17 protein-coding genes, 1 riboswitch and 1 other annotated feature are annotated in these 19,367 nt (G+C 49.0%); of the genes, 5 read left to right on the plus strand and 12 right to left on the minus strand.

The annotated features are described in order from the left end of the window. Window positions 1-100 precede the first annotated feature (100 nt). Window positions 101-1,366 carry a BaiN/RdsA family NAD(P)/FAD-dependent oxidoreductase gene (locus KNO68_RS06550; RefSeq protein ID WP_214730460.1) on the plus strand — a complete coding sequence of 422 codons (1,266 nt, stop codon included), beginning with the start codon at window positions 101-103 and terminating at the stop codon, window positions 1,364-1,366. Window positions 1,367-1,471: 105 nt separating this feature from the next. Here KNO68_RS06550 and KNO68_RS06555 read toward each other — a convergent pair whose 3' ends face one another. The 5 genes from KNO68_RS06555 to KNO68_RS06575 all read right to left on the minus strand — a co-directional run bounded on the left by KNO68_RS06555 (window position 1,472) and on the right by KNO68_RS06575 (window position 8,290). Then, complete coding sequence (locus KNO68_RS06555; RefSeq protein ID WP_251024859.1) at window positions 1,472-2,470, minus strand: DUF2268 domain-containing putative Zn-dependent protease; 999 nt, start codon at window positions 2,468-2,470, stop codon at window positions 1,472-1,474. Window positions 2,471-2,624: 154 nt separating this feature from the next. Continuing rightward, the gene (locus KNO68_RS06560) at window positions 2,625-3,137 is read right to left on the minus strand and encodes a pyrophosphohydrolase domain-containing protein (protein WP_215112231.1); all 513 of its coding nucleotides are present in this window, start codon (window positions 3,135-3,137) and stop codon (window positions 2,625-2,627) included. 17 nt (window positions 3,138-3,154) lie between these two features. After that, complete coding sequence (locus KNO68_RS06565) at window positions 3,155-4,282, minus strand: hypothetical protein (RefSeq protein WP_251024860.1); 1,128 nt, start codon at window positions 4,280-4,282, stop codon at window positions 3,155-3,157. A 117-nt stretch (window positions 4,283-4,399) separates the two neighbouring features. Next, the gene (leuS, locus tag KNO68_RS06570) at window positions 4,400-6,805 is read right to left on the minus strand and encodes a leucine--tRNA ligase (protein WP_078147224.1); all 2,406 of its coding nucleotides are present in this window, start codon (window positions 6,803-6,805) and stop codon (window positions 4,400-4,402) included. Window positions 6,806-6,844: 39 nt separating this feature from the next. Continuing rightward, window positions 6,845-7,060 (minus strand) — a binding site (T-box leader). Between the two features lie 39 nt (window positions 7,061-7,099). Continuing rightward, window positions 7,100-8,290 (minus strand): MDR family MFS transporter, encoded by a 1,191-nt coding sequence (locus KNO68_RS06575; RefSeq protein WP_353047955.1) that lies wholly within the window; start codon window positions 8,288-8,290, stop codon window positions 7,100-7,102. 178 nt (window positions 8,291-8,468) lie between these two features. On the opposite strand from KNO68_RS06575, the gene mnmL reads away from it, so the two are divergent. Further along, window positions 8,469-9,443, plus strand: a complete 975-nt coding sequence (gene mnmL, locus KNO68_RS06580) for a tRNA modification radical SAM protein MnmL/YtqA (RefSeq protein WP_214683932.1) — start codon at window positions 8,469-8,471, stop codon at window positions 9,441-9,443. Beyond that, window positions 9,397-9,969 carry a tRNA 5-(aminomethyl)-2-thiouridylate-methyltransferase MnmM gene (mnmM, locus tag KNO68_RS06585; protein ID WP_078147227.1) on the plus strand — a complete coding sequence of 191 codons (573 nt, stop codon included), beginning with the start codon at window positions 9,397-9,399 and terminating at the stop codon, window positions 9,967-9,969. The genes mnmL and mnmM overlap by 47 nt, the downstream gene beginning before the upstream one ends. A 31-nt stretch (window positions 9,970-10,000) precedes the next feature. Here the strand turns inward: mnmM and KNO68_RS06590 are convergent, their stop codons facing one another. Both KNO68_RS06590 and KNO68_RS06595 read right to left on the minus strand, forming a co-directional pair. Then, the gene (locus tag KNO68_RS06590; protein ID WP_012726789.1) at window positions 10,001-10,714 is read right to left on the minus strand and encodes an alpha/beta hydrolase; all 714 of its coding nucleotides are present in this window, start codon (window positions 10,712-10,714) and stop codon (window positions 10,001-10,003) included. 88 nt (window positions 10,715-10,802) lie between these two features. After that, on the minus strand, window positions 10,803-11,273 hold the full coding sequence (locus tag KNO68_RS06595; protein WP_012726790.1) for a GNAT family N-acetyltransferase: 471 nt from the start codon (window positions 11,271-11,273) through the stop codon (window positions 10,803-10,805). A gap of 165 nt (window positions 11,274-11,438) precedes the next feature. Between KNO68_RS06595 and KNO68_RS06600 the strand changes: the two genes are divergently transcribed. Beyond that, the gene (locus KNO68_RS06600; RefSeq protein ID WP_012726791.1) at window positions 11,439-11,960 is read left to right on the plus strand and encodes a hypothetical protein; all 522 of its coding nucleotides are present in this window, start codon (window positions 11,439-11,441) and stop codon (window positions 11,958-11,960) included. A gap of 38 nt (window positions 11,961-11,998) precedes the next feature. On the opposite strand, the gene metK is transcribed toward KNO68_RS06600, so the two are convergent. Then, window positions 11,999-13,207, minus strand: coding sequence for a methionine adenosyltransferase (gene metK, locus KNO68_RS06605; protein WP_012726792.1), 1,209 nt, complete (start codon window positions 13,205-13,207; stop codon window positions 11,999-12,001). 132 nt (window positions 13,208-13,339) lie between these two features. Then, window positions 13,340-13,459: riboswitch (SAM riboswitch) on the minus strand. Window positions 13,460-13,781: 322 nt separating this feature from the next. Here metK and pckA point away from each other — a divergent pair. Further along, the gene (gene pckA / locus KNO68_RS06610; RefSeq protein ID WP_078147228.1) at window positions 13,782-15,353 is read left to right on the plus strand and encodes a phosphoenolpyruvate carboxykinase (ATP); all 1,572 of its coding nucleotides are present in this window, start codon (window positions 13,782-13,784) and stop codon (window positions 15,351-15,353) included. A gap of 15 nt (window positions 15,354-15,368) precedes the next feature. Here pckA and KNO68_RS06615 read toward each other — a convergent pair whose 3' ends face one another. The 4 genes from KNO68_RS06615 to KNO68_RS06630 all read right to left on the minus strand — a co-directional run bounded on the left by KNO68_RS06615 (window position 15,369) and on the right by KNO68_RS06630 (window position 19,309). Then, window positions 15,369-16,133, minus strand: coding sequence for an alpha/beta hydrolase family protein (locus KNO68_RS06615; protein ID WP_078147229.1), 765 nt, complete (start codon window positions 16,131-16,133; stop codon window positions 15,369-15,371). Further along, entirely contained in the window at window positions 16,114-16,587 is a 474-nt protein-coding gene (gene ytkD / locus KNO68_RS06620; protein WP_012726795.1) for an RNA deprotection pyrophosphohydrolase, read from the minus strand. The genes KNO68_RS06615 and ytkD overlap by 20 nt, the downstream gene beginning before the upstream one ends. A 99-nt stretch (window positions 16,588-16,686) precedes the next feature. Next, window positions 16,687-18,039, minus strand: coding sequence for a glucose-6-phosphate isomerase (locus KNO68_RS06625; RefSeq protein ID WP_012726796.1), 1,353 nt, complete (start codon window positions 18,037-18,039; stop codon window positions 16,687-16,689). Between the two features lie 106 nt (window positions 18,040-18,145). Further along, window positions 18,146-19,309, minus strand: coding sequence for an iron-containing alcohol dehydrogenase (locus tag KNO68_RS06630; RefSeq protein ID WP_078147230.1), 1,164 nt, complete (start codon window positions 19,307-19,309; stop codon window positions 18,146-18,148). Window positions 19,310-19,367: the final 58 nt, after the last annotated feature.

Consider the following 19,367-nt stretch of genomic DNA (forward strand, 5'->3'; position numbering starts at 1 on the left):
TTTACAAAACAACCGCTTCTCATTATACTCTTACTGTTACGGATAATAAAGTTACGATAATTTTACTAATCATATAGGTGAAGAAATGAGGAGATACCCTATGAAAGATGTCATCGTCATCGGTGGAGGGCCGAGCGGGCTCATGGCAACATATGCAGCGGCAAAAAGTGGCGCTTCGACCTTGCTGATTGATAAAGGTTCAAAACTTGGTCGAAAATTGGCCATTTCAGGTGGAGGACGTTGTAACGTCACGAACCGAAAGCCAATCGATGAATTGATTCAGTTCATCCCAGGCAATGGTCGTTTCTTATACAGCGCTCTTGCTCAGTTCGACAATCAATCGATTATCGACCTCTTCACTGGATTCGGGATTCCGTTGAAAGAAGAGGACAACGGGCGCATGTTCCCTGTGACGGATAAGGCACAGGATGTGGTCAACACGTTGCTTCGGGCGATTGAAGACCTCGGCGTCGAGATTCGAAAAAAGGCTGAAGTCAAAACGCTACATTTTAATGAAGAAAACGAGTTTCATGCGGTCGAGTTGATGGACGGTGAGATGCTCGAGGCGAAAGCTTGCGTCGTCGCGGTCGGCGGTCAGTCTGTCCCGCACACCGGTTCGACCGGGGACGGCTATCCATGGGCAGAGAAGGCAGGACATACCATCACGGAACTCTTCCCAACAGAGGTGCCAATCAAATTGAATGACGCGTTCATCGGAACGAAACAACTTCAAGGACTATCGTTACGGGACGTCGCGTTGACCGTGCACGGCAAAAAAGGAAAGGCCATCAAGACGCACCAAGGCGACATGATCTTTACCCATTTCGGGATCTCTGGTCCAATCGCGCTCCGTTGCAGTCAATATACGATCAAAGAACGAAAGCGAAGCAAAGAACAGGTCGTCCTCTTGTCACTCGACTTCTTCCCGGACACGTCACGAGATGCGCTCGTTCAGGAACTGTGGAACCAAGTACAGAGCCAACCGAAGCGTGCCGTTAAAAATGTATGGAAAGGCTACATCCCTGAGCGACTTCTTGACTTATTGCTCGAAGAACTCGCATTTGGAGAAGAAGATGCGAGTCAGTTGAAAAAGCAATCCGTCATTGATTTCGCAACACGTTTGAAAATGTTCGAGATGCACGCCGTCGGGACACTCGACTTTGATAAAGCGTTCGTCACAGGTGGCGGCGTTTCGGTTAAAGAAGTTGCGCCACAGACGATGATGTCAAAGAAAGCACCCGGCCTTTTCTTTGCCGGTGAAGTGCTCGACATTCATGGATACACAGGTGGCTACAACATCACGGCCGCTTTCACAACGGGACATTGTGCCGGATCGCACGCAGCTGAACTGGCGACAGAGCGGTAAAGGGTTCGGTCTAACGTATTGGCTACGTACTATTATGCTCACTAACAATCAAAAGGCTTGATCCTGTCTCATTCAGGATCAAGCCTTTTTCACATCCTTTTCGACTTAATTTTCCAATTCCATCACATCTCGATATTTGTATCCTTCTAAAATTTCATGACCTTCTTTGAACGTCCATTCGGGAATCGACAGCTCTGGGTGCGCCGTCAAATAGTCATGGAGCACATCCCTCCCTAGAATATAGTTACTCCAACGTGGCATATCTTTTTGATAATTACCGACTACAAAATCGGTGAAGGACGTTTCATAATCATTCACTCGACTTGCAATGTGTTCCATGGTCGCATCATCTAATTGCACATGCCATGGGGGAGAAACTCCTTTGACAATCCGATCAGCAAATGCGTCCGCTTTCCCTTCGACAATAATAGACTCCAGAATCGAACTAAGATTGTATTTGTTTTGATCACGAAGAATCAGATGATGATACTCGTGAGCCGTCGAATAGGCTAGCACATCTTTGTCAAAATCTGTATCGAGAAACAAGATGAATGCGTCTTTGTATGCTGCTGCGCCTACTCCTTTCAACGGTTCACTATCGTAAAAGAATTCAGGATTATACGGTGCAATAAACACTGTGCTCTTCTTTTTAGGTAAGATTTGATTTGAATCTGCATATGTCGATGCAATAATCTCTTTAATCTCCTCATGCTGCTCGATTAATTTGTCTAACTGCTTCAGCAATTGTTGCTTATGAGGGGTCGGCTTTAGATTAAAATCAGTTTTTAATCTAGATGTATCGATTTTTTCTTCCTCTCCGACTTCACCTATGTAATCGAGTACGTATTTTTTGAAGTTTTGTTTGCTCTCCTCCGAATCGGTTGATTCAAGGGATGCGTTCAAATATTGTTGGTATTGCGTATAGAGTGGGACGATTGTCAATTCATTCTCATCGTTAATTTTTATCGTTTCGATTGAAACGTCAGGTTGTGATTTTTTAGATTCTGACGTTTTTTCATCATTGCTACATGATGCTAACAGAAGTGCTGAACTCACACATAACATACTAATCAATTTTTTCAGTTGAACGACCTCCATCCCCATGATCAAGATCTTTTACTCGCTTACTTATGTTAAATTATACCATAAATTACTCCCATGACCTTTCTGATACCATCTAATACCATCATGTCGTCACGACCATCACAACAAAAAAACGGCTTGAACCCTTTGTAGTGAGGACTCAAGCCGTTTGTGATTATTCTTTCCCTGCGATTTGACGACGCACTTCTTTTTCGAGCTCCGGCTCTGGTGGCATCCATCCTTCAGGTTTCATGACTTTATTGTCCGATTCGCGTAAAATCGGCTTCCCGTCCGGTCCAAGTTTCGCCATATTGGCACGCTGGACGATTTCAAACAACGGAACGGGATCGAGTCCGAGTTCAACGAAACTGCCCATCACAAAATATAACGCGTCCGTTAACGCATCCCCTTGTCCGACGAGACGTTCCACATCATCCGATGGCGGTGCGTCTTGCAACGATTTTTGGACCGCTTTCTGGAATCCTACTTGGAATTGCTCGATGGCTTGTAAAAACTCTTCTTCCGATTGCGAGGATTGATGCAAAAACTCGACGACCGCTTCCTCTGCCGTCCAAACCGAGCGTTTTGTCGCACGATCAAGCGTCAACGGTTGCGGCGATTTTGCTTCTGGATGTCCAAAAGTTTCATGAAATTGTTTCACTTCTTCAAAAAAGTAACGTTTGCTCATCTGTTCTTCCCCCATTGTTAGTCCACAGACACGAATGCATCCAAATCGAATACTTCCGGGTGGACGATTGCAAAGATTTCATTGTCTTGTAAAAACATACCGGTCGAGTCATATACGCGAGGCGTCACCATCTGACCGTTGATGGTCTCTTCTTCCGGATTGACTGTGTAGAGGACGAGCTCTTCTGAGTCGAGCACGTAGATGCGTCCTTGTCTCTCGACAAGGCCGACTCCTTCGAATCGCTCAAACTTCTGTTGGATCGAGGCGCTCATCCCGTCAGCAGACAACGCTTGGCGTGAATCAAGCATCCATTCGGTTTCGGGCTCTTGATTTTCTTCTTCCGCTTGTTGTTCGTTCGACTCATTTTCAGGCGCGTCTTCAGATACAGCCGATTCGCTCGAGGCGTCGTCATTCGTCGAGACGTTCTCTGTCGTTGTGTCTTCCGATGATTCTTCTGTTTTTGGAGTATTCGTGTCAGCATCAGTTGACGCTTCTGATGATTTGTCATCGGCTGGAGTCTCCGGTTCGATCTCCCGTTCTTCGATATAAAGGAGCTCAAGCTCCGGTGTATCCGCCAAGCGATTCATCATGAACAGACGCTTCGATTCCCGGTCATAACCAAGACCAAAGATTCGGTCTTCCGACACGAGTCCTTTGATTTGTTTACGTGGTCTCTCGACCCAGCGTCCTTCTTCTCGCTCGATTGTAATGAGCGTACCGTTCGCTGTGACCGCATACACAAGATCTTCTTCGACCATGCGCATTCCGATAAAATCATCGAGGCGCTGTTTCCCTGAATTCTCAAGTTGAAGCACCGAATTGACGCGCGTTCCGTTTCCACTCACCTCAAAAAATTCAGCTTGTTCGGTTAAGACCAAATATGCCCCGATCGTGTCACTGTAGTACACTTCATCGATTTGACTGATTTGTTCGAGGGCATCGGTCGTATCGATATCTTCATCATCCTGCGCCGCTTCCACGGGTGGAAGGGATGCCGTTTGATGACGCGTTTGAATATCAATTTTTTCAAATGTCGAGGCGACCTGTCGTTGAATCTCTTCATCTGAAAAGACAAAAACATAACAAAGGATCACACCGACCACGACGGCACATAGTGTCGTGTATAGCACATAAGAACGTTTCATGGACATGTCGTCCCCTTCTACTTCAGTATCGCCCTTTAGTGTATCAAAACCGTCCATAAAAGAAAATGACCTCACCAAAAAGAAAAGAATGTGCGACAATGTCACACATTCTTTTTGTTACCCCACTACAATATTGACGAGTTTTCCAGGAACGACAATGACTTTACGAACCGTCTTGCCTTCTGTGAACTCTTGGACACGCTCGTTCCCGAGTGCTTCCGCTTCAAGTGCTTCTTTTGATGCGTCACGAGAGACGTGCATTTTCGCACGGAGTTTCCCGTTCACCTGGATGACGACTTCAATCGTGTCGCTCACAAGTTTTGACTCATCGTATGTCGGCCAAGCCGCATACGTTAACTCTTCCGTCATACCCATCTTCTCCCACAACTCTTCAGACAAGTGCGGCGCGACTGGTGAAAGCATCTTGATGAAGTCGACCATTTGCGATTTCGGCAACGTCTCTTGTTTGTTCGCTTCATTGACGAAGACCATCAACTGCGAGATTGCCGTGTTGAAGCGAAGGGCTTCATAATCCTCCGTGACTTTTTTCACCGTCTGATGATACGTGCGTTCAAAGTCGGCAGTCGGCGCCACGTCTGCGAAGTTCGTCTGATCGAACAAACGCCAGACGCGGTCGAGGAAGCGACGTGCCCCGTCAAGACCATTCGTCGACCATGCGATGGCCGCATCAAGTGGTCCCATGAACATTTCGTAAAGACGGAGTGTATCGGCTCCGTGCGACTTCACGATATCATCCGGGTTGACAACGTTCCCACGAGATTTCGACATCTTCTCGTTGTTCTCACCGAGGATCATTCCTTGGTTGTAGAGTTTTTGGAACGGTTCGCTCGTCGGGACGACACCGATATCAAAGAGGACTTTATGCCAGAAACGTGCGTAGAGCAAGTGAAGAACGGCATGCTCCGTACCCCCGATATACAAGTCGACTGGAAGCCAACGCTTGAGTTTCTCAGGATCCGCAATCATCTCTTCGTTATCTGGATCGATGTAACGGATGTAGTACCAGCAGCTACCTGCCCATTGTGGCATCGTGTTCGTCTCGCGACGACCTTTTTCCCCTGTGACCGGATCTGTATACGTCAACCACTCTTCTGCGTTCGCAAGTGGCGACTCACCTGTACCAGATGGTTTGATTTCATCGATGATCGGAAGTTCGAGCGGAAGTTCTTCGACCGGTACCGTCTTCATCGTTCCGTCTTCCATATGGACGACCGGAATCGGCTCGCCCCAGTAACGTTGACGGCTGAACAACCAGTCACGAAGACGGTATGTCGTCTTCGCACGCCCTGTGCCACTAGCTTCGAGCTCTTCAATGATCGTCTTGATGGCATCGGCTTTATTAAGTCCGTTCAAGCTACCAGAGTTGACGTGCTCACCGTCTTCGACGTAAGCCGCCTCTTCCACGTTTCCACCTTTGACGACTTCACGGATCGGGAGGTCGAACGTTTTCGCAAACTCATAATCGCGCTCATCGTGTGCAGGAACGGCCATGACCGCACCTGTTCCGTATGTCGAGAGAACGTAGTCCGCTGTCCAAATCGGAAGTTTCTCGCCGTTCACCGGGTTGATCGCATAAGCGCCCGTGAAGACACCTGTCTTCTCTTTGGCAAGGTCTGTACGCTCGAGGTCCGTCTTCTTCGAGACTTCCTCAATGTATGCTTCGACTGCCGTCGATTGTTCAGGCGTCGTGATCACTTTAGTGAACGGATGCTCTGGTGCGAGTGTCACGTATGTCGCCCCGTGAAGCGTATCTGGACGTGTTGTGAATACTGTGACGATCTTATCATGACCGTCGACCTTAAAGTCGACCTCGGCACCGACCGATTTGCCGATCCAGTTGCGTTGCATCTCTTTCACGCTCTCAGGCCAATCTAGACCTTCCAAGTCTTCAAGCAAACGCTCTGCGTATTCCGTGATACGAAGCACCCACTGCTTCATCGGGACACGGTAGACAGGGTGGTTCCCACGCTCTGACAAGCCATCGATGACTTCCTCGTTCGCAAGGACCGTACCGAGAGCCGGGCACCAGTTGACCGCAACTTCATCGACGTATGCGAGGCCACGTTCGAAGAGTTGCGTGAAGATCCACTGCGTCCATTTATAGTATTTCGGGTCCGTCGTGCTAATTTCACGGTCCCAATCGTATGAGAATCCGAGTTCTTTCAACTGACGGCGGAACGTCTCGATGTTGCGCGCTGTGAATTCACGCGGGTCGTTCCCTGTGTCGAGTGCATATTGCTCGGCAGGAAGACCGAACGCATCCCAACCAATCGGGTGAAGGACGTTATATCCTTGCATCCGTTTCATACGAGCGATGATATCCGTCGCCGTGTAACCTTCCGGGTGACCGACGTGAAGACCAGCACCGGATGGGTACGGGAACATATCAAGGACGTAGAAACAATCCTTCTCCGGGTCTTCTGTCGTTTTAAATGCTTCTTTCTCTTCCCAACGCTTTTGCCACTTAGGCTCGATTTCTTGATGTTTAAAATAACTCAACATTCTTCCTCCTCTGCATAATAAAAAGCCTTCCGTCCCCGAAAATGGGACGAAAGGCTTGAAAGCTCTCCGCGGTACCACCCATGTTGCATTGCTGCCACTTGAGACGCCGGTAACGAGGCGTAACCCCGGTCTTCCCTACTCGTTTCAGGAAAACAGCTCCAAGGCGAGTTCACAACATCCGCTTATCGATTCACACCATCCATCGACTCTCTTTGAAACGGAACGTTCGCTACTAGTCCTCTTCAACGCTTGCTATTCATCGTAGTCTATTTTAGCCCATTCTGAAATTCAACGTCAACTTGATTTTTCTGTGACACGAATGTCTTTCATGATGACAAATAGCGTTAAGGCTAACGTAGCAAGTAGTAGAAGCATGCCGAAGACTGCTGTAATGCCGAACATGTCATAGACAAAACCAGACAACGTCGGTCCAATCATCCGACCGACGGATGCTGCGATATTGACGAGCCCTTGGTATTGTCCAGCTTTCCCAGGAGGGGCGAGTTTCGCCGCAATCGTCGGAACCGCCGGCCAGACAAACATCTCCCCGATGGTCATGACGACCATCGCGACCATGAACATCCCGAACCCACCAGCGAATGGGACAATCAAGAACGCGCCGAGGAAAATGGATGCCCCGATGATCAGTTGACGTTTTAAGTCGTCCTCAAACTGTCGTAAGACACGATTGAGCAACGGTTGTGCGAAGACAATCATCGCCCCGTTCACTGTCCAAAGGAGTGAGTATTGACTGATTGTGACACCGAGGTCTTTCGAGTGAACGGCAATCGTCCCTTGCCATTGCACGTACACGAACCAAAGTACCGCATAACCAACGGCGACATACCACATCGACTTCATCGTCGCACTCGAGAGTGTCGTGGCGGCCGCTTCGAGTTGCGACTGAACGACAGGACGTGCCGGGTTTTTCAAATAACGCAATCCAAACAAGAGCACCACGACAAATAAAACTGACAAGAAGAAGTTCGCATAAAAAATCCACTCGATGTTAAGTCGAGCGATTTGACCACTCATTGCCGTTCCGAGGGCGACCCCCACGTTTTGTGCGACATAAATCGCATTGAACGAACGACGTCCCCCTTCAGGCCAAATGAGACCTGCAAACGCATATACGGTCGGAAAGACGAGTCCGCCGGAAAGACCGATCAACCCGAGCCATACGAGATAGCCGAAGAACGTGGCATGAAACAGTAAAAATCCAAGCGAGCTCGCGAGCAAGAGACCGACAGAGATCATCAGCGTCGTCTTCCCACCGATTCGATCGAATAGCGTCCCTCCGATGTAGTTCCCGACAATCGCGAGCGCCGAGTTCACAAGAAGCGCCACCCCGGCAAGCATCATCGACTCACCTAAAAAATCATGAATATACAGTGTGTTAAACGGCCATAAAAAAGACGCCGCCGTTGTATTGAGCGCCATCGCAATGACTAAAATCCATACCGAAATTGGCATTTTATTGTTCACACCAAGTCCTCCTTTCATTCTTCTTTCACATCAAAAAAATCGGCACAAAAAGGCCGAATCGACAAGATTTCCTTATCAAACCTAAACGAACGCCAAGGAAGTGTCAAGAAAAATTACTTATTATGAAGTTTTGTTATTTTTCGTTTGTGATAGGATGAGCAAGGAAGGAGAGATGAACATGAATCCATTTGGTCAAAATCGTTACCATACACTTAATGAGGCGTATCGACGAGAGTACGGGGGCAAGGTGTTTAAAGTGCCACTCGATGGCGGCTTCACATGTCCGAACCGTGACGGACGTGTCTCAAAAGGTGGATGCACGTTCTGTTCGGACGATGGCAGTGGTGATTTCGCGGGAAATGCTTGCGACCCGATTCCCGTTCAATTTGCAGAAGTGAAGGCTCGTCTCCACCGGAAGTGGAAGAGTGCCAAATATATTGCTTATTTCCAAGCGTTCAGTAACACGTACGCACCAGTCGAGCGGTTACGTGAATTGTATGAACCGGCATTAAAAGAGGATGGGGTCGTCGGTCTCTCGATTGCGACACGCCCTGACTGCTTACCGGACGACGTCGTCGCCTATTTAGCAGAGTTGAATGAACGGACGTCCCTTTGGGTGGAGCTCGGTCTTCAGACCATTCATGACACGACCGCTAAAAAGATCAATCGTGGGCACGACTATCAATCGTTTTTGACCGGTCTTGCCAAACTTCGCCGTCACAATATTCGTGTCTGCGTTCATATCATCAATGGTCTCCCAGGTGAGACACCAGAGATGATGCTCGACACGGCACGAGAAGTTGCTAAAATGGACATACAAGGAATCAAGATCCACTTACTTCACGTCTTGAAACACACACCGCTCGCCCGTCAATATGAGAAAGGACTGCTCGACTTGATGGAGGAAGACACATACGTCTCCCTCGTCTGCGATCAACTCGAACGAATCCCTCCCGAGGTGATTATCCATCGTTTGACAGGAGACGGTCCACCCGACCTCTTGATCGGTCCATTATGGAGCCGTCACAAGATGCAGGTGCTTAACAAGATTCGTGCGGAATTGGAGCGCCGGGATTCTTTCCAAGGAAAAAAGAAGGATGAGATCTATGGGATTAATGAGAGTACTACCTTTTGCAAAACAATTACTACATGACCATATCGAGGAAGGTCAGGTCGCCATCGATATGACGGCCGGGAACGGACACGATACGTTGTTTCTAGCGAATGCCGTAGGCGAGACAGGACATGTCTATGCCTTTGATATTCAATCAGAAGCTGTAGCAGCCACAAAGGCGCGGGTTGAAAAATCGGGTGTCAGTAATCGGGTGACCGTGATTCATGATAGTCATGATACGGTCCAAGCGGTCGTTGAAAAGGAAGCGCGGCCGATCACCGCGGCCGTCTTCAACTTAGGGTATTTACCGGGAAGCGACAAATCCATCACGACACACGGAAATACGACGATTGCCGCATTATCCCAACTATTAGACGTCATGGCCGTCGGTGGCGTTATCGTCATCGTGATTTACCACGGACATGAAAGTGGGAAAGTCGAACGAGACGAGGTGCTCCATTATGTAGAGTCCCTCGATCAAAAACAGGCAGGCGTCCTGCGTTATGGATTTATCAACCAAGTCAATCATCCCCCATTCATCGTGGCGATTGAAAAACGTGCATAATAAAAAGGCGGCTCATTAGAGTCGCCTTCTGTCATTCTTGAATCAATTCATAAAACGTCATGAGGGTTTCCGCGAATTTCGTGTTCAATCGTTCGTAACCAAAGTGTGGGAATCCTTCCAATCGCCGGATATACACTTGGTCCCCACCGATTTTCCGACAAACATTCAACGTCAACTTCACGTCCGCGAACTGGTCGTCTGGTGCATAGAAACAGGCGAGCGGAAGGCGTGGCAGATGCTTCTTCTCTTCCTGATGCTCGACGATTTCCTCTTCGATTTCTCGATATTGCGCATACGTGATTTCTCCGAATCGGGATGACTCGTCTCCCCCACCGGTGAATGTCATCATCCCGAGTGGCAAGTCAGGGCGAAAACGGTCGACAGCACTTGCGACGACTTGTTTCAATCCACCGATTTGACGAGTGGCATGCCAATCAAACAATGGGGAGATGTATGTGAGACTCCCGAGTGGCACATCGTACTCCTGCAAAAGGCGATTCGTTAAGAGTGCGCCAAGGCTGAATGCCACGACATGAATCGGTAATTTATATTCCCCTGCCTCGCGCAACGCTCGCTTGATCAGTTGCTTATGGTCACCTGCCGTCAATCCAATCGATTGATCGCGGACGACGATGACTTCGTACTCGTCCTCGAGCCGTCGAATAAAGTTCTCGCTGATCCGTGACGTGAATTGTAACGGATACACGATGACGATGACTCCTTTTCGTGCTTCTTCATTTGCCATACTGCCGTCACCTCGTTTATAGACTACATTCATTGTATCAAAAAAACATCAGCCGCAACTGATGTTTGAATAAAATCCGTCTGGAGGCTTAGCTCGGGTCATATCGTAAATGAATGAGTTCCATCGGACGATCATATACTTCTTCCTGGATACGATTCACTTCTTTGAAAGATTGATGTAAGAGGAAGGCAATCGCTTGATCATTCGAGCTTTCGACGTACACTTCCATCGGTTGTTCTTTTTTCGATTGAAGGTGGGCCAGAAAGGCTGCGCCGTAGCCGTTTCGATGATAATCGGGGTGCAGATAGAGGCGGAGCATCTCCCACATGTCACCGCGATCGATGGCATGACAAAATCCGATGACCTCTTCTTCATATTCGCCAACGATAAAATACTGTTCTCGTGCTTCTTCACTTGAACTGATTGCTCGTACAATCTCTTCTTGCCGATATGCGCGTTCCATCGCTCTCGTTCGATTGGAATCATCCTGTGATATGGTCGCCAGCGCGATGTTCCGAATCAGCGTCGCATCTTCTGGCACTGCTTCCCTCATGTTCATGACAGCTTCCCCCTTTTGGCCAATCTATTTGTATCATTCCCTATCCCAATGTTTTTATCCTGCTCCTTCATTTCTTTTTCATGACGATTCATCAGAAAACGTTACGTCGCCATTTCTCTAGGGTATAACACAAGCAATGCCAATCAAACGAAGGAGTGGAACCGCATGGAACCTAGACAAGAACATGATCCGAAAGTAGAACAGACAGCCAACCCGAACCGTCAATTTGATCAATTGGACGGGGGAAGTCCAAAGATCAGTGTCGTGACCGGGATGTTGCTCGGTGCACTCGTCGGTGGTCTACTCGCCTTACTTAGCTCCTCGAACCGGGAGCAGACAAAGCAATCCCTCTCGAATGCGAAATCGTCGGTCGGGGGCCTCGTCAACGAAGTGAAACAAGATCCTGCCGGCAAGGCGTCTCAAGTCATTGAGCAAGTGAAGTCAGCCTCGACAAAGATTCAAGAAGTCTCCACAGACGTCCAAAACGTATACGAAAAAGTCGTCGGGGAAGTCGATACCGTGAAAGAGGACGTCACTAAAATCGTCGAGACGGCTCAAGAGGCCAAGTCAGACTTACAGGACATCGGGGAGAAAGTCGTCGAAGCGAAGGATACGGCGCTTGGACAAGATACGACGACAACTGATTCTTCATCCGATTCAAATAAACAGACACCTCCGACAACGTAAAAAAAACGACCTTTCCGCGGAAAGGTCGTTTTTGATGATTACGCGAAACGTTTCGCGCCTTCTTCAAGAATGGCTGCTTTATCTGTTTGCTCCCATGGGAGTTCGATGTCTGTACGACCGAAGTGACCGTATGCTGCCGTTTGTTTGTAGATTGGGCGACGAAGGTCGAGCATCTTGATGATGCCCGCCGGACGGAGGTCAAAGTTCTCACGAACGAGTTCAACGAGTTCCGTTTCGCTCAATTTACCTGTGCCGAACGTATCGACAGCGATTGATACTGGGTGTGCAACACCGATTGCGTACGCAAGTTGAACTTCCGCTTTATCCGCAAGTCCTGCTGCAACGATGTTTTTCGCTACATAGCGAGCTGCGTATGCCGCTGAACGGTCAACTTTTGTAGGATCTTTACCAGAGAATGCGCCGCCACCGTGACGAGCGTATCCACCGTACGTATCAACGATGATCTTACGTCCTGTCAAACCTGCATCTCCTTGTGGTCCACCGATTACGAAGCGACCAGTCGGGTTGATGAAGTATTTTGTTTCAGCATCGATGAGTTCAGCCGGAATGACTGCCTCGATGACATGTTTTTTCAAGTCTTCTTGAATTTGCTCAAGTGTGATCTCTTCCGCGTGTTGCGTCGAAATAACGATCGTATCGATGCGAACTGGGTTGTTGTCCTCATCATACTCAACCGTTACTTGCGTCTTCCCGTCCGGACGAAGGTACTCGAGCGTACCGTTCTTACGTACTTCAGCAAGACGACGTGACAACTTGTGTGCCAACGAGATTGGGAGTGGCATGAGTTCAGGTGTCTCGTTTGTCGCATATCCGAACATGAGACCTTGGTCTCCTGCACCGATTGCATCGAGTTCCTCTTCAGTCATCTGACCTTCACGTGCTTCAAGCGCTTGGTCAACACCTTGCGCGATATCTACCGATTGCTCATCAATCGACGTCAAGACCGCACACGTTTCAGCATCGAAGCCATATTTTGCACGCGTGTATCCGATTTCGCGGATTGTTTCACGGACAACTTTCGGGATATCCACGTAAGTTGACGTTGTGATTTCACCAGCTACGAGTACAAGACCTGTTGTGACAGACGTTTCTGCCGCAACACGGGCATTCGGGTCTTCCGCTAAAATGGCATCCAAGATGGAGTCAGAAATCTGATCACAAATTTTGTCTGGATGTCCTTCAGTAACCGACTCTGAAGTAAAAAGTCGACGGTTCAATTTTGACATTCAAAAAACCTCCTATAATAAGGGTATTATGTGGACGGTACTCGTTCCCCTTACGCGTTGCTTTGGGACGGTAATGAAAAAAACCTCCCCCGATGACATACATTGGGAAAGGTTGAATCGTTCTTCCTTACCCTCTTATCGTTCGAAGCTAATGGCTTCGCTTCAGGATAGCACCTTTTCCGCACAAGACTTCATGTCGGACGGTTGCTGGGCTTCGTAGGGCCTTGTTCCCTCCACCGCTCAGAATAAGAGTATCCGTTACGAAAACCATCATATAAATGACACTCGATTATGTCAAGGGAATCAGACGAATTCGTAAAAGTTTTCACTGACTTGCAAAACATTTCTGTTTGTGAATCGTCAAACATTTTTTTATTTCGTTTCTGTTTTTTAACACCTTGTGATAAGAGAATGTGATAAAATGACTTTGTAAGAAAGCGCTTACTTAGAGAGAAGAAACGCTTGTGTTTAATTAGTGTGTCACATATAATTAAAAATGTCATACTGATTAATCGTAATCGCGGAAGTATGCGGATTTCATCCACATCTATTTAGGGGAAAGGTGGGATTCAGGATGGCGACAACGCTCCTGAAAATCGAAGAATTAATTAATGGTGCCGACATGTTACGGAACTTGACGGTTCCAGAGCTGGTGGAAGAAGCCATTCAAAATGGTGAAGGTGTGCTGACAAAAGACGGGGCATTATCTGTCAGTACCGGTGCTTTTACTGGACGGTCACCGAAAGACAAATTCGTCGTACAAGATGAAGTCAGCAACAACCTCGTCGATTGGGGTAAAGTGAACCAACCGATCGCAGAAGAGAAGTTTTCAGCACTTCTCGACAAAGTACTCGACCATTTAGAAAAGAAGGATAAACTGTATTATCTAGAAGCATCTGCTGGTGCAGATGAACATTATACGTTGCCGGTCCGTGCCATCACGGAGTATGCGTGGCACAGTCTATTCGCTAAACAATTGTTCTTACGCGAATGGCCGACGAAAGGTGCGTTCGACCCGTTCACGGTCATTTATGCACCGAGCTATAAAGCAGACCCTGCCGTCGATGGTACGAACTCTGAGACGTTCATTCTCGTCTCATTCGCCAAGCGCACGATTCTGATCGGGGGAACAGAATACGGTGGCGAAATTAAAAAATCGATCTTCTCCGTCATGAACTTCTTGCTACCCGAGCAGAACGTGTTATCGATGCACTGTTCGGCAAATGTCAATGATGCGAATGAAACGGCACTCTTCTTCGGATTGTCGGGCACTGGGAAGACAACGCTCTCGGCTGACCCTGAGCGTCATTTGATTGGAGACGACGAACACGGATGGTCACCGGACGGGGTCTTCAACATCGAAGGCGGTTGTTACGCAAAGACGATCAACTTGTCTCGTGAGAACGAACCGCAAATCTATGATGCGATTCGCTTCGGTTCATTGATTGAAAACGTCGTGTTGAATGAAGATCGTACACCGGACTATAAGAACATTTCCTTGACGGAAAACACGCGTGCGGCATATCCAATCGAGTTCATCGACAATGCGATGCTCCCATCACGCGCCGGTCATCCGAATACGATTGTCTTCTTGACGGCAGATGCCTATGGCGTCTTGCCTCCGATCAGCAAACTGACGAAAGAACAGGCGATGTACCACTTCTTGTCGGGTTATACGTCAAAACTTGCCGGCACGGAGCGCGGTGTCACAGAACCACAGGCGACCTTCTCGACTTGCTTCGGTTCACCGTTCCTTCCGCTCGCTCCAGAGCGTTACGCGGATATGCTCGGTAAATTGATCGAGCAACACGACGTGGATGTCTACCTCGTCAACACAGGTTGGACTGGCGGTGCATACGGTGAAGGTTCGCGTATGAAACTCGCGTACACGCGTGCGATGGTCAACGCCGCAGTCAACGGTCAACTTCGTGACGTCGAGACGATGAAACATGACATTTTCAACGTCGAGATTCCAGTAGCCATCGAAGGCGTACCGAGTGACGTGCTCAATCCACGTGACACGTGGAGCGACCCAGCTCGCTACGACGTCGAGGCGAAAGCACTCGCAATGAAATTCAAAGAGAACTTCACACGGTTCACGAAAGCGAGTGAATCGGTCATCGCAGCCGGCCCACTGGTCATCTAATACGAAAGCACCGACTCATCGAGTCGGTGCTTTTGCTTGTCGTAACATCCATTCCATCGCTTGTTCGGTCGTCTCCCATTTATCCCAAAATGGGAGTTGGTGTCCGAACGGAAGCACCCAAAACTCTGCCTGCTCCCCTAACTTCTCGGCGACTGCCGTCGCATGGCGCAAACGGACCTGCTCGTCATCCGTACCATGGATGATCAGCGTTGGTGCATCCCATTCCTTATAAAGCGGAGAACGTTCTGTATATGCTGTTTCTGCCGATTCGGGGTCTCCCCCCGTCATGCGACGTAACATCTTCCGCATCGAGCGTTGCTCTTCATACGTCCACTCTAGATTGGTCACACCGGCCCATGAGGTGACGGTAGTGACCGGTCGTTCAGATGCGAGAGAGAGTGCCATCATCCCGCCGCGTGAAAAACCGAGCGCATGAATCGGTCGTCCGCTCGTTTGGACGCGATCATAGAGTGAGAGCACGTCCTTCAAATCCTCTCCACCGAAGTCTTCTTTTCCCGTGCCCCCGTGATTACCTCGATAAACCGGGGCCACCACATGAAAACCGCGTGCCGCAAACTGCATGAGGCGCGGTAACCGAACGTCCCCGATTCGTGCCGTTCCCCCTCGTAAGTACATCAGCACCTGTCCAATCGACCGTTTCGGTTCAATCGAATAGGCGACGACCTCTTCCCCATCATTCGTCGTGTACCATCCACGCGTCACCCGGTAACCGGCGTATGGTGGCAACACGTCGATTCGATCAAACCAGTTGTTGCTCATGGAGCACCCTCATCGTTTCTGGTAAGACACGGTCCTTCATCATAAAGCTGTAACGTGGATTCCGTAGTAGATTGTCCGGTAAGACATCAATCAAGACGGCCCCATCCGTCTCGTCGACTGCGGGATGATCTTCGAATCGTTCAATCTCCGCAAAATAGATATTTTTGATGACGGTGTCACCACGACCGAGCACACGATATTGCCCCATGTATCGTAACGTCTTGACGACGCCTCCAGTCTCTTCATATACTTCCCGGATGGCCGCGGCATCCTCATGTTCGCCCGGTTCGACTTTCCCACCTGGGAACTCTAGCCCGCGTTGTTTATGCTTCGTCAATACCCATTTGTCCTTGTAACGGGCGACGACCCAGACGTGGAGCGGCGTGTCTGAGAACGGATAATGGGTGAAGCTTAACTCGACTTGATTATGATAGTAATCCTTGAATGTCTTCATAGTCCATCCCTTTCTTTCCCCTGTCTACTCTCACTTTACCTTGTCTGCACCCAGTTTCAAACAAAAAAATCGGTCCGACGCGCGGACCGATTCGTTTTCTTATTGATTCAAGCGTTTTTCGAGTTCTGCTTTTTGTTCTTCATACCCTGGTTTACCGAGTAGTGCGAACATGTTCGCTTTGTATGCTTCGACGCCTGGCTGGTTGAACGGGTTCACCCCGAGGATGTATCCGCTCATCGCACATGCTTTCTCGAAGAAGTAGAACAAGTAACCGAGGTGGTACGGTGTCATCTCTGGCAATTCGACGACGAGGTTCGGTACGTCGCCATCTGTATGCGCGAGGAGCGTCCCTTCTGTCGCCTTGTCGTTCACGAACTGAATCGTTTCCCCTGCGAGGAAGTTCAAACCATCCAAGTCTTGTGCGTCTTCTGGGACGTTCATTGTGTGACGGACTTCTTTCACACGGATGACTGTCTCGAACAAGTCACGACGACCTTCTTGAATGTATTGACCCATCGAGTGAAGATCAGTCGAGAAGTCGACAGCCGCAGGGAAGATTCCTTTGTTGTCTTTTCCTTCAGATTCTCCGTAAAGCTGTTTCCACCACTCAGACACGTAGTGAAGGGCTGGCTCGTAGTTGACGAGCATCTCAATCGATTTGCCTTTCGCGTAAAGGGCGTTACGTACGACCGCATACTGATACGCTTCGTTCTCAGCCAATTCTGGTGAGCTGTAAGCGTTTTGTGCATCACGCGCCCCTTCCATCAAGGCATCGATATCGATTCCTGCAGCAGCAATCGGGAGAAGTCCGACCGGTGTGAGGACAGAGAAGCGTCCACCGACGTCATCTGGAATAACGAACGTCTCGTATCCTTCTGCGTCCGCGAGCGTCTTGAGGGCGCCACGGGCACGGTCTGTCGTCGCATAGATCCGCTCACGCGCTCCATCTTGACCGTACTTGTCTTCCATGAACTGCTTGAGGACACGGAATGCGATGGCAGGTTCTGTCGTCGTTCCTGATTTCGAGATGACGTTGATTGAGACCTCTTTCCCTTCAAGCACTTGAAGCAATTCTCTCATATACGTTGAAGAGATGTTGTGACCCGCATAGAATACTTGCGGCGCCTTGCGCTCTTCTTTTGACAATACGTTGAAGAACGAATGTTGAAGCATTTCGATCGCTGCACGGGCACCGAGGTAAGATCCTCCGATTCCGACGACGACGAGAACGTCTGAATTCTCGCGAATTCGTTCCGCCGCAGCTTTGATTCGTGCGAACTCATCTTGATCGTATTCGGTCGGAAGGTCGACCCACCCAAGAAAATCACTTCCGGCACCGCTCCGCTCGTGAATCACCGAGTGAAGGGTTTTTACCGTTTCTTGCATTTGGTCGATTTCATGCTTCCCTACGAATGAGAGCGCGTTTGAATAATCGAAACGTACAGTTGACATGTCATTTCCTCCTTTAAATCGCTCGTAAAAGAGCCATACATGACCCATCATAAACGGAAACGCTAGATTCGTTCAATCATTATTGCAAAATAGGCAAGAAATCGCCTTATTTACTGAGTTCGAGAATATGCGCGACATCTTCCCGTTCGAGTGTACGGAAACGACCGAATGCGCCACGTTTCATCGCAGAATCGAGAATCGCATCGAATGTCGACTCATCGATCTCATAGTCACGAAGCGAGTTCGGTGCACCGAGTTGGTCAAAGAATGCACGTACAGCTTGGATCGTACGTTTCCCTGTTTCCAAATCGTTCTCGCCAGGCTCGACATCAAATACTTCTGTACCGAGTCGTGCGAAGCGAGCCGCGTTGTCTTCATCTAATACATGCTCCATCCAACGTGGGAAGAGGATCGCGAGACCTCCAGCATGCGGGATATCATGGACAGCGGATACGGCGTGTTCGATGTTGTGCGATGCCCAGTCACCCGATGCACCCATTTGCAGGACACCGTTCAATGCCATCGTACCTGAGAACAAGATGATGGCACGAAGGTCTATGTTCTCTAAATCGTTCACGAGTTTCGGTGCCGATTCAACGACCGCTTTCAACACACCTTCTGTCATGCGTTCCTGTACCGGCGCATGGTTCGGGTGGAAGTATTGCTCGAAACAGTGGCTCATCATGTCGACGATGCCATAGATTGTCTGGTCTTTTGGAACCGACACGGTGTAACGTGGATCGAGAATCGAGAATGTCGGGAAGACGAGCGGGTGACCCCATCCAAACTTTTCTTGAGTCTCCCAGTTCGTGATGACCGATCCCGAGTTCATCTCCGACCCTGTCGCAGCGAGTGTAAGGACTGTCCCGAACGGTACCGCCTCTGTCGGGATATGTTCACGAAGCACGATGTCCCACGCGTCCCCGTCATATGGAATCGCTGCTGAAATGAGTTTTGTACAGTCAATGACGGAACCGCCACCGACAGCAAGCAAGGCGTCAACGTCCTCTTCACGCGCAAATTTCACCGCACGACGTACCGTCTCGATGCGTGGGTTCGGTTCAACACCTGAGAAGTCTACGTATGAGATGCCTGCTTTTTCAAGCTCGGCCACGACTTCATCGTACGTCCCGTTCTTTTTGATGCTTCCGCCACCATAGACAAGCATCACTTTCTTCGCGTCGAGCGCTTCGAGTTCTCCTGCTAATTTTTCGATCTGATGTGTCCCAAAAATTAGTTTTGTCGGGTTTTTGTATTCAAAGTTGTGCATAAGTCATCCTCCTCATAGAAATATGTAACACCTACACTATATACCCTGTTTTTACGGA

This window comes from Exiguobacterium sp. s75 (genome assembly GCF_018617145.1).
Taxonomy (GTDB): domain Bacteria; phylum Bacillota; class Bacilli; order Exiguobacteriales; family Exiguobacteriaceae; genus Exiguobacterium; species Exiguobacterium profundum.

What these genes read in the sequence shown, in the direction of transcription:
- KNO68_RS06565 (WP_251024860.1), bottom strand. Translation starts at nt 4,282, where the DNA reads ATGAAACGTTCTTATGTGCTATACACGACACTATGTGCCGTCGTGGTC.
- KNO68_RS06590 (WP_012726789.1), bottom strand. Translation starts at nt 10,714, where the DNA reads ATGGCAAATGAAGAAGCACGAAAAGGAGTCATCGTCATCGTGTATCCG.
- KNO68_RS06630 (WP_078147230.1), bottom strand. Translation starts at nt 19,309, where the DNA reads ATGCACAACTTTGAATACAAAAACCCGACAAAACTAATTTTTGGGACA.
- KNO68_RS06600 (WP_012726791.1), top strand. Translation starts at nt 11,439, where the DNA reads ATGGAACCTAGACAAGAACATGATCCGAAAGTAGAACAGACAGCCAAC.
- leuS (WP_078147224.1), bottom strand. Translation starts at nt 6,805, where the DNA reads ATGTTGAGTTATTTTAAACATCAAGAAATCGAGCCTAAGTGGCAAAAG.
- KNO68_RS06615 (WP_078147229.1), bottom strand. Translation starts at nt 16,133, where the DNA reads ATGAGCAACAACTGGTTTGATCGAATCGACGTGTTGCCACCATACGCC.
- pckA (WP_078147228.1), top strand. Translation starts at nt 13,782, where the DNA reads ATGGCGACAACGCTCCTGAAAATCGAAGAATTAATTAATGGTGCCGAC.
- mnmM (WP_078147227.1), top strand. Translation starts at nt 9,397, where the DNA reads ATGGGATTAATGAGAGTACTACCTTTTGCAAAACAATTACTACATGAC.
- metK (WP_012726792.1), bottom strand. Translation starts at nt 13,207, where the DNA reads ATGTCAAAATTGAACCGTCGACTTTTTACTTCAGAGTCGGTTACTGAA.
- KNO68_RS06550 (WP_214730460.1), top strand. Translation starts at nt 101, where the DNA reads ATGAAAGATGTCATCGTCATCGGTGGAGGGCCGAGCGGGCTCATGGCA.
- KNO68_RS06595 (WP_012726790.1), bottom strand. Translation starts at nt 11,273, where the DNA reads ATGAACATGAGGGAAGCAGTGCCAGAAGATGCGACGCTGATTCGGAAC.
- KNO68_RS06555 (WP_251024859.1), bottom strand. Translation starts at nt 2,470, where the DNA reads ATGGGGATGGAGGTCGTTCAACTGAAAAAATTGATTAGTATGTTATGT.
- ytkD (WP_012726795.1), bottom strand. Translation starts at nt 16,587, where the DNA reads ATGAAGACATTCAAGGATTACTATCATAATCAAGTCGAGTTAAGCTTC.
- KNO68_RS06560 (WP_215112231.1), bottom strand. Translation starts at nt 3,137, where the DNA reads ATGAGCAAACGTTACTTTTTTGAAGAAGTGAAACAATTTCATGAAACT.
- mnmL (WP_214683932.1), top strand. Translation starts at nt 8,469, where the DNA reads ATGAATCCATTTGGTCAAAATCGTTACCATACACTTAATGAGGCGTAT.
- KNO68_RS06625 (WP_012726796.1), bottom strand. Translation starts at nt 18,039, where the DNA reads ATGTCAACTGTACGTTTCGATTATTCAAACGCGCTCTCATTCGTAGGG.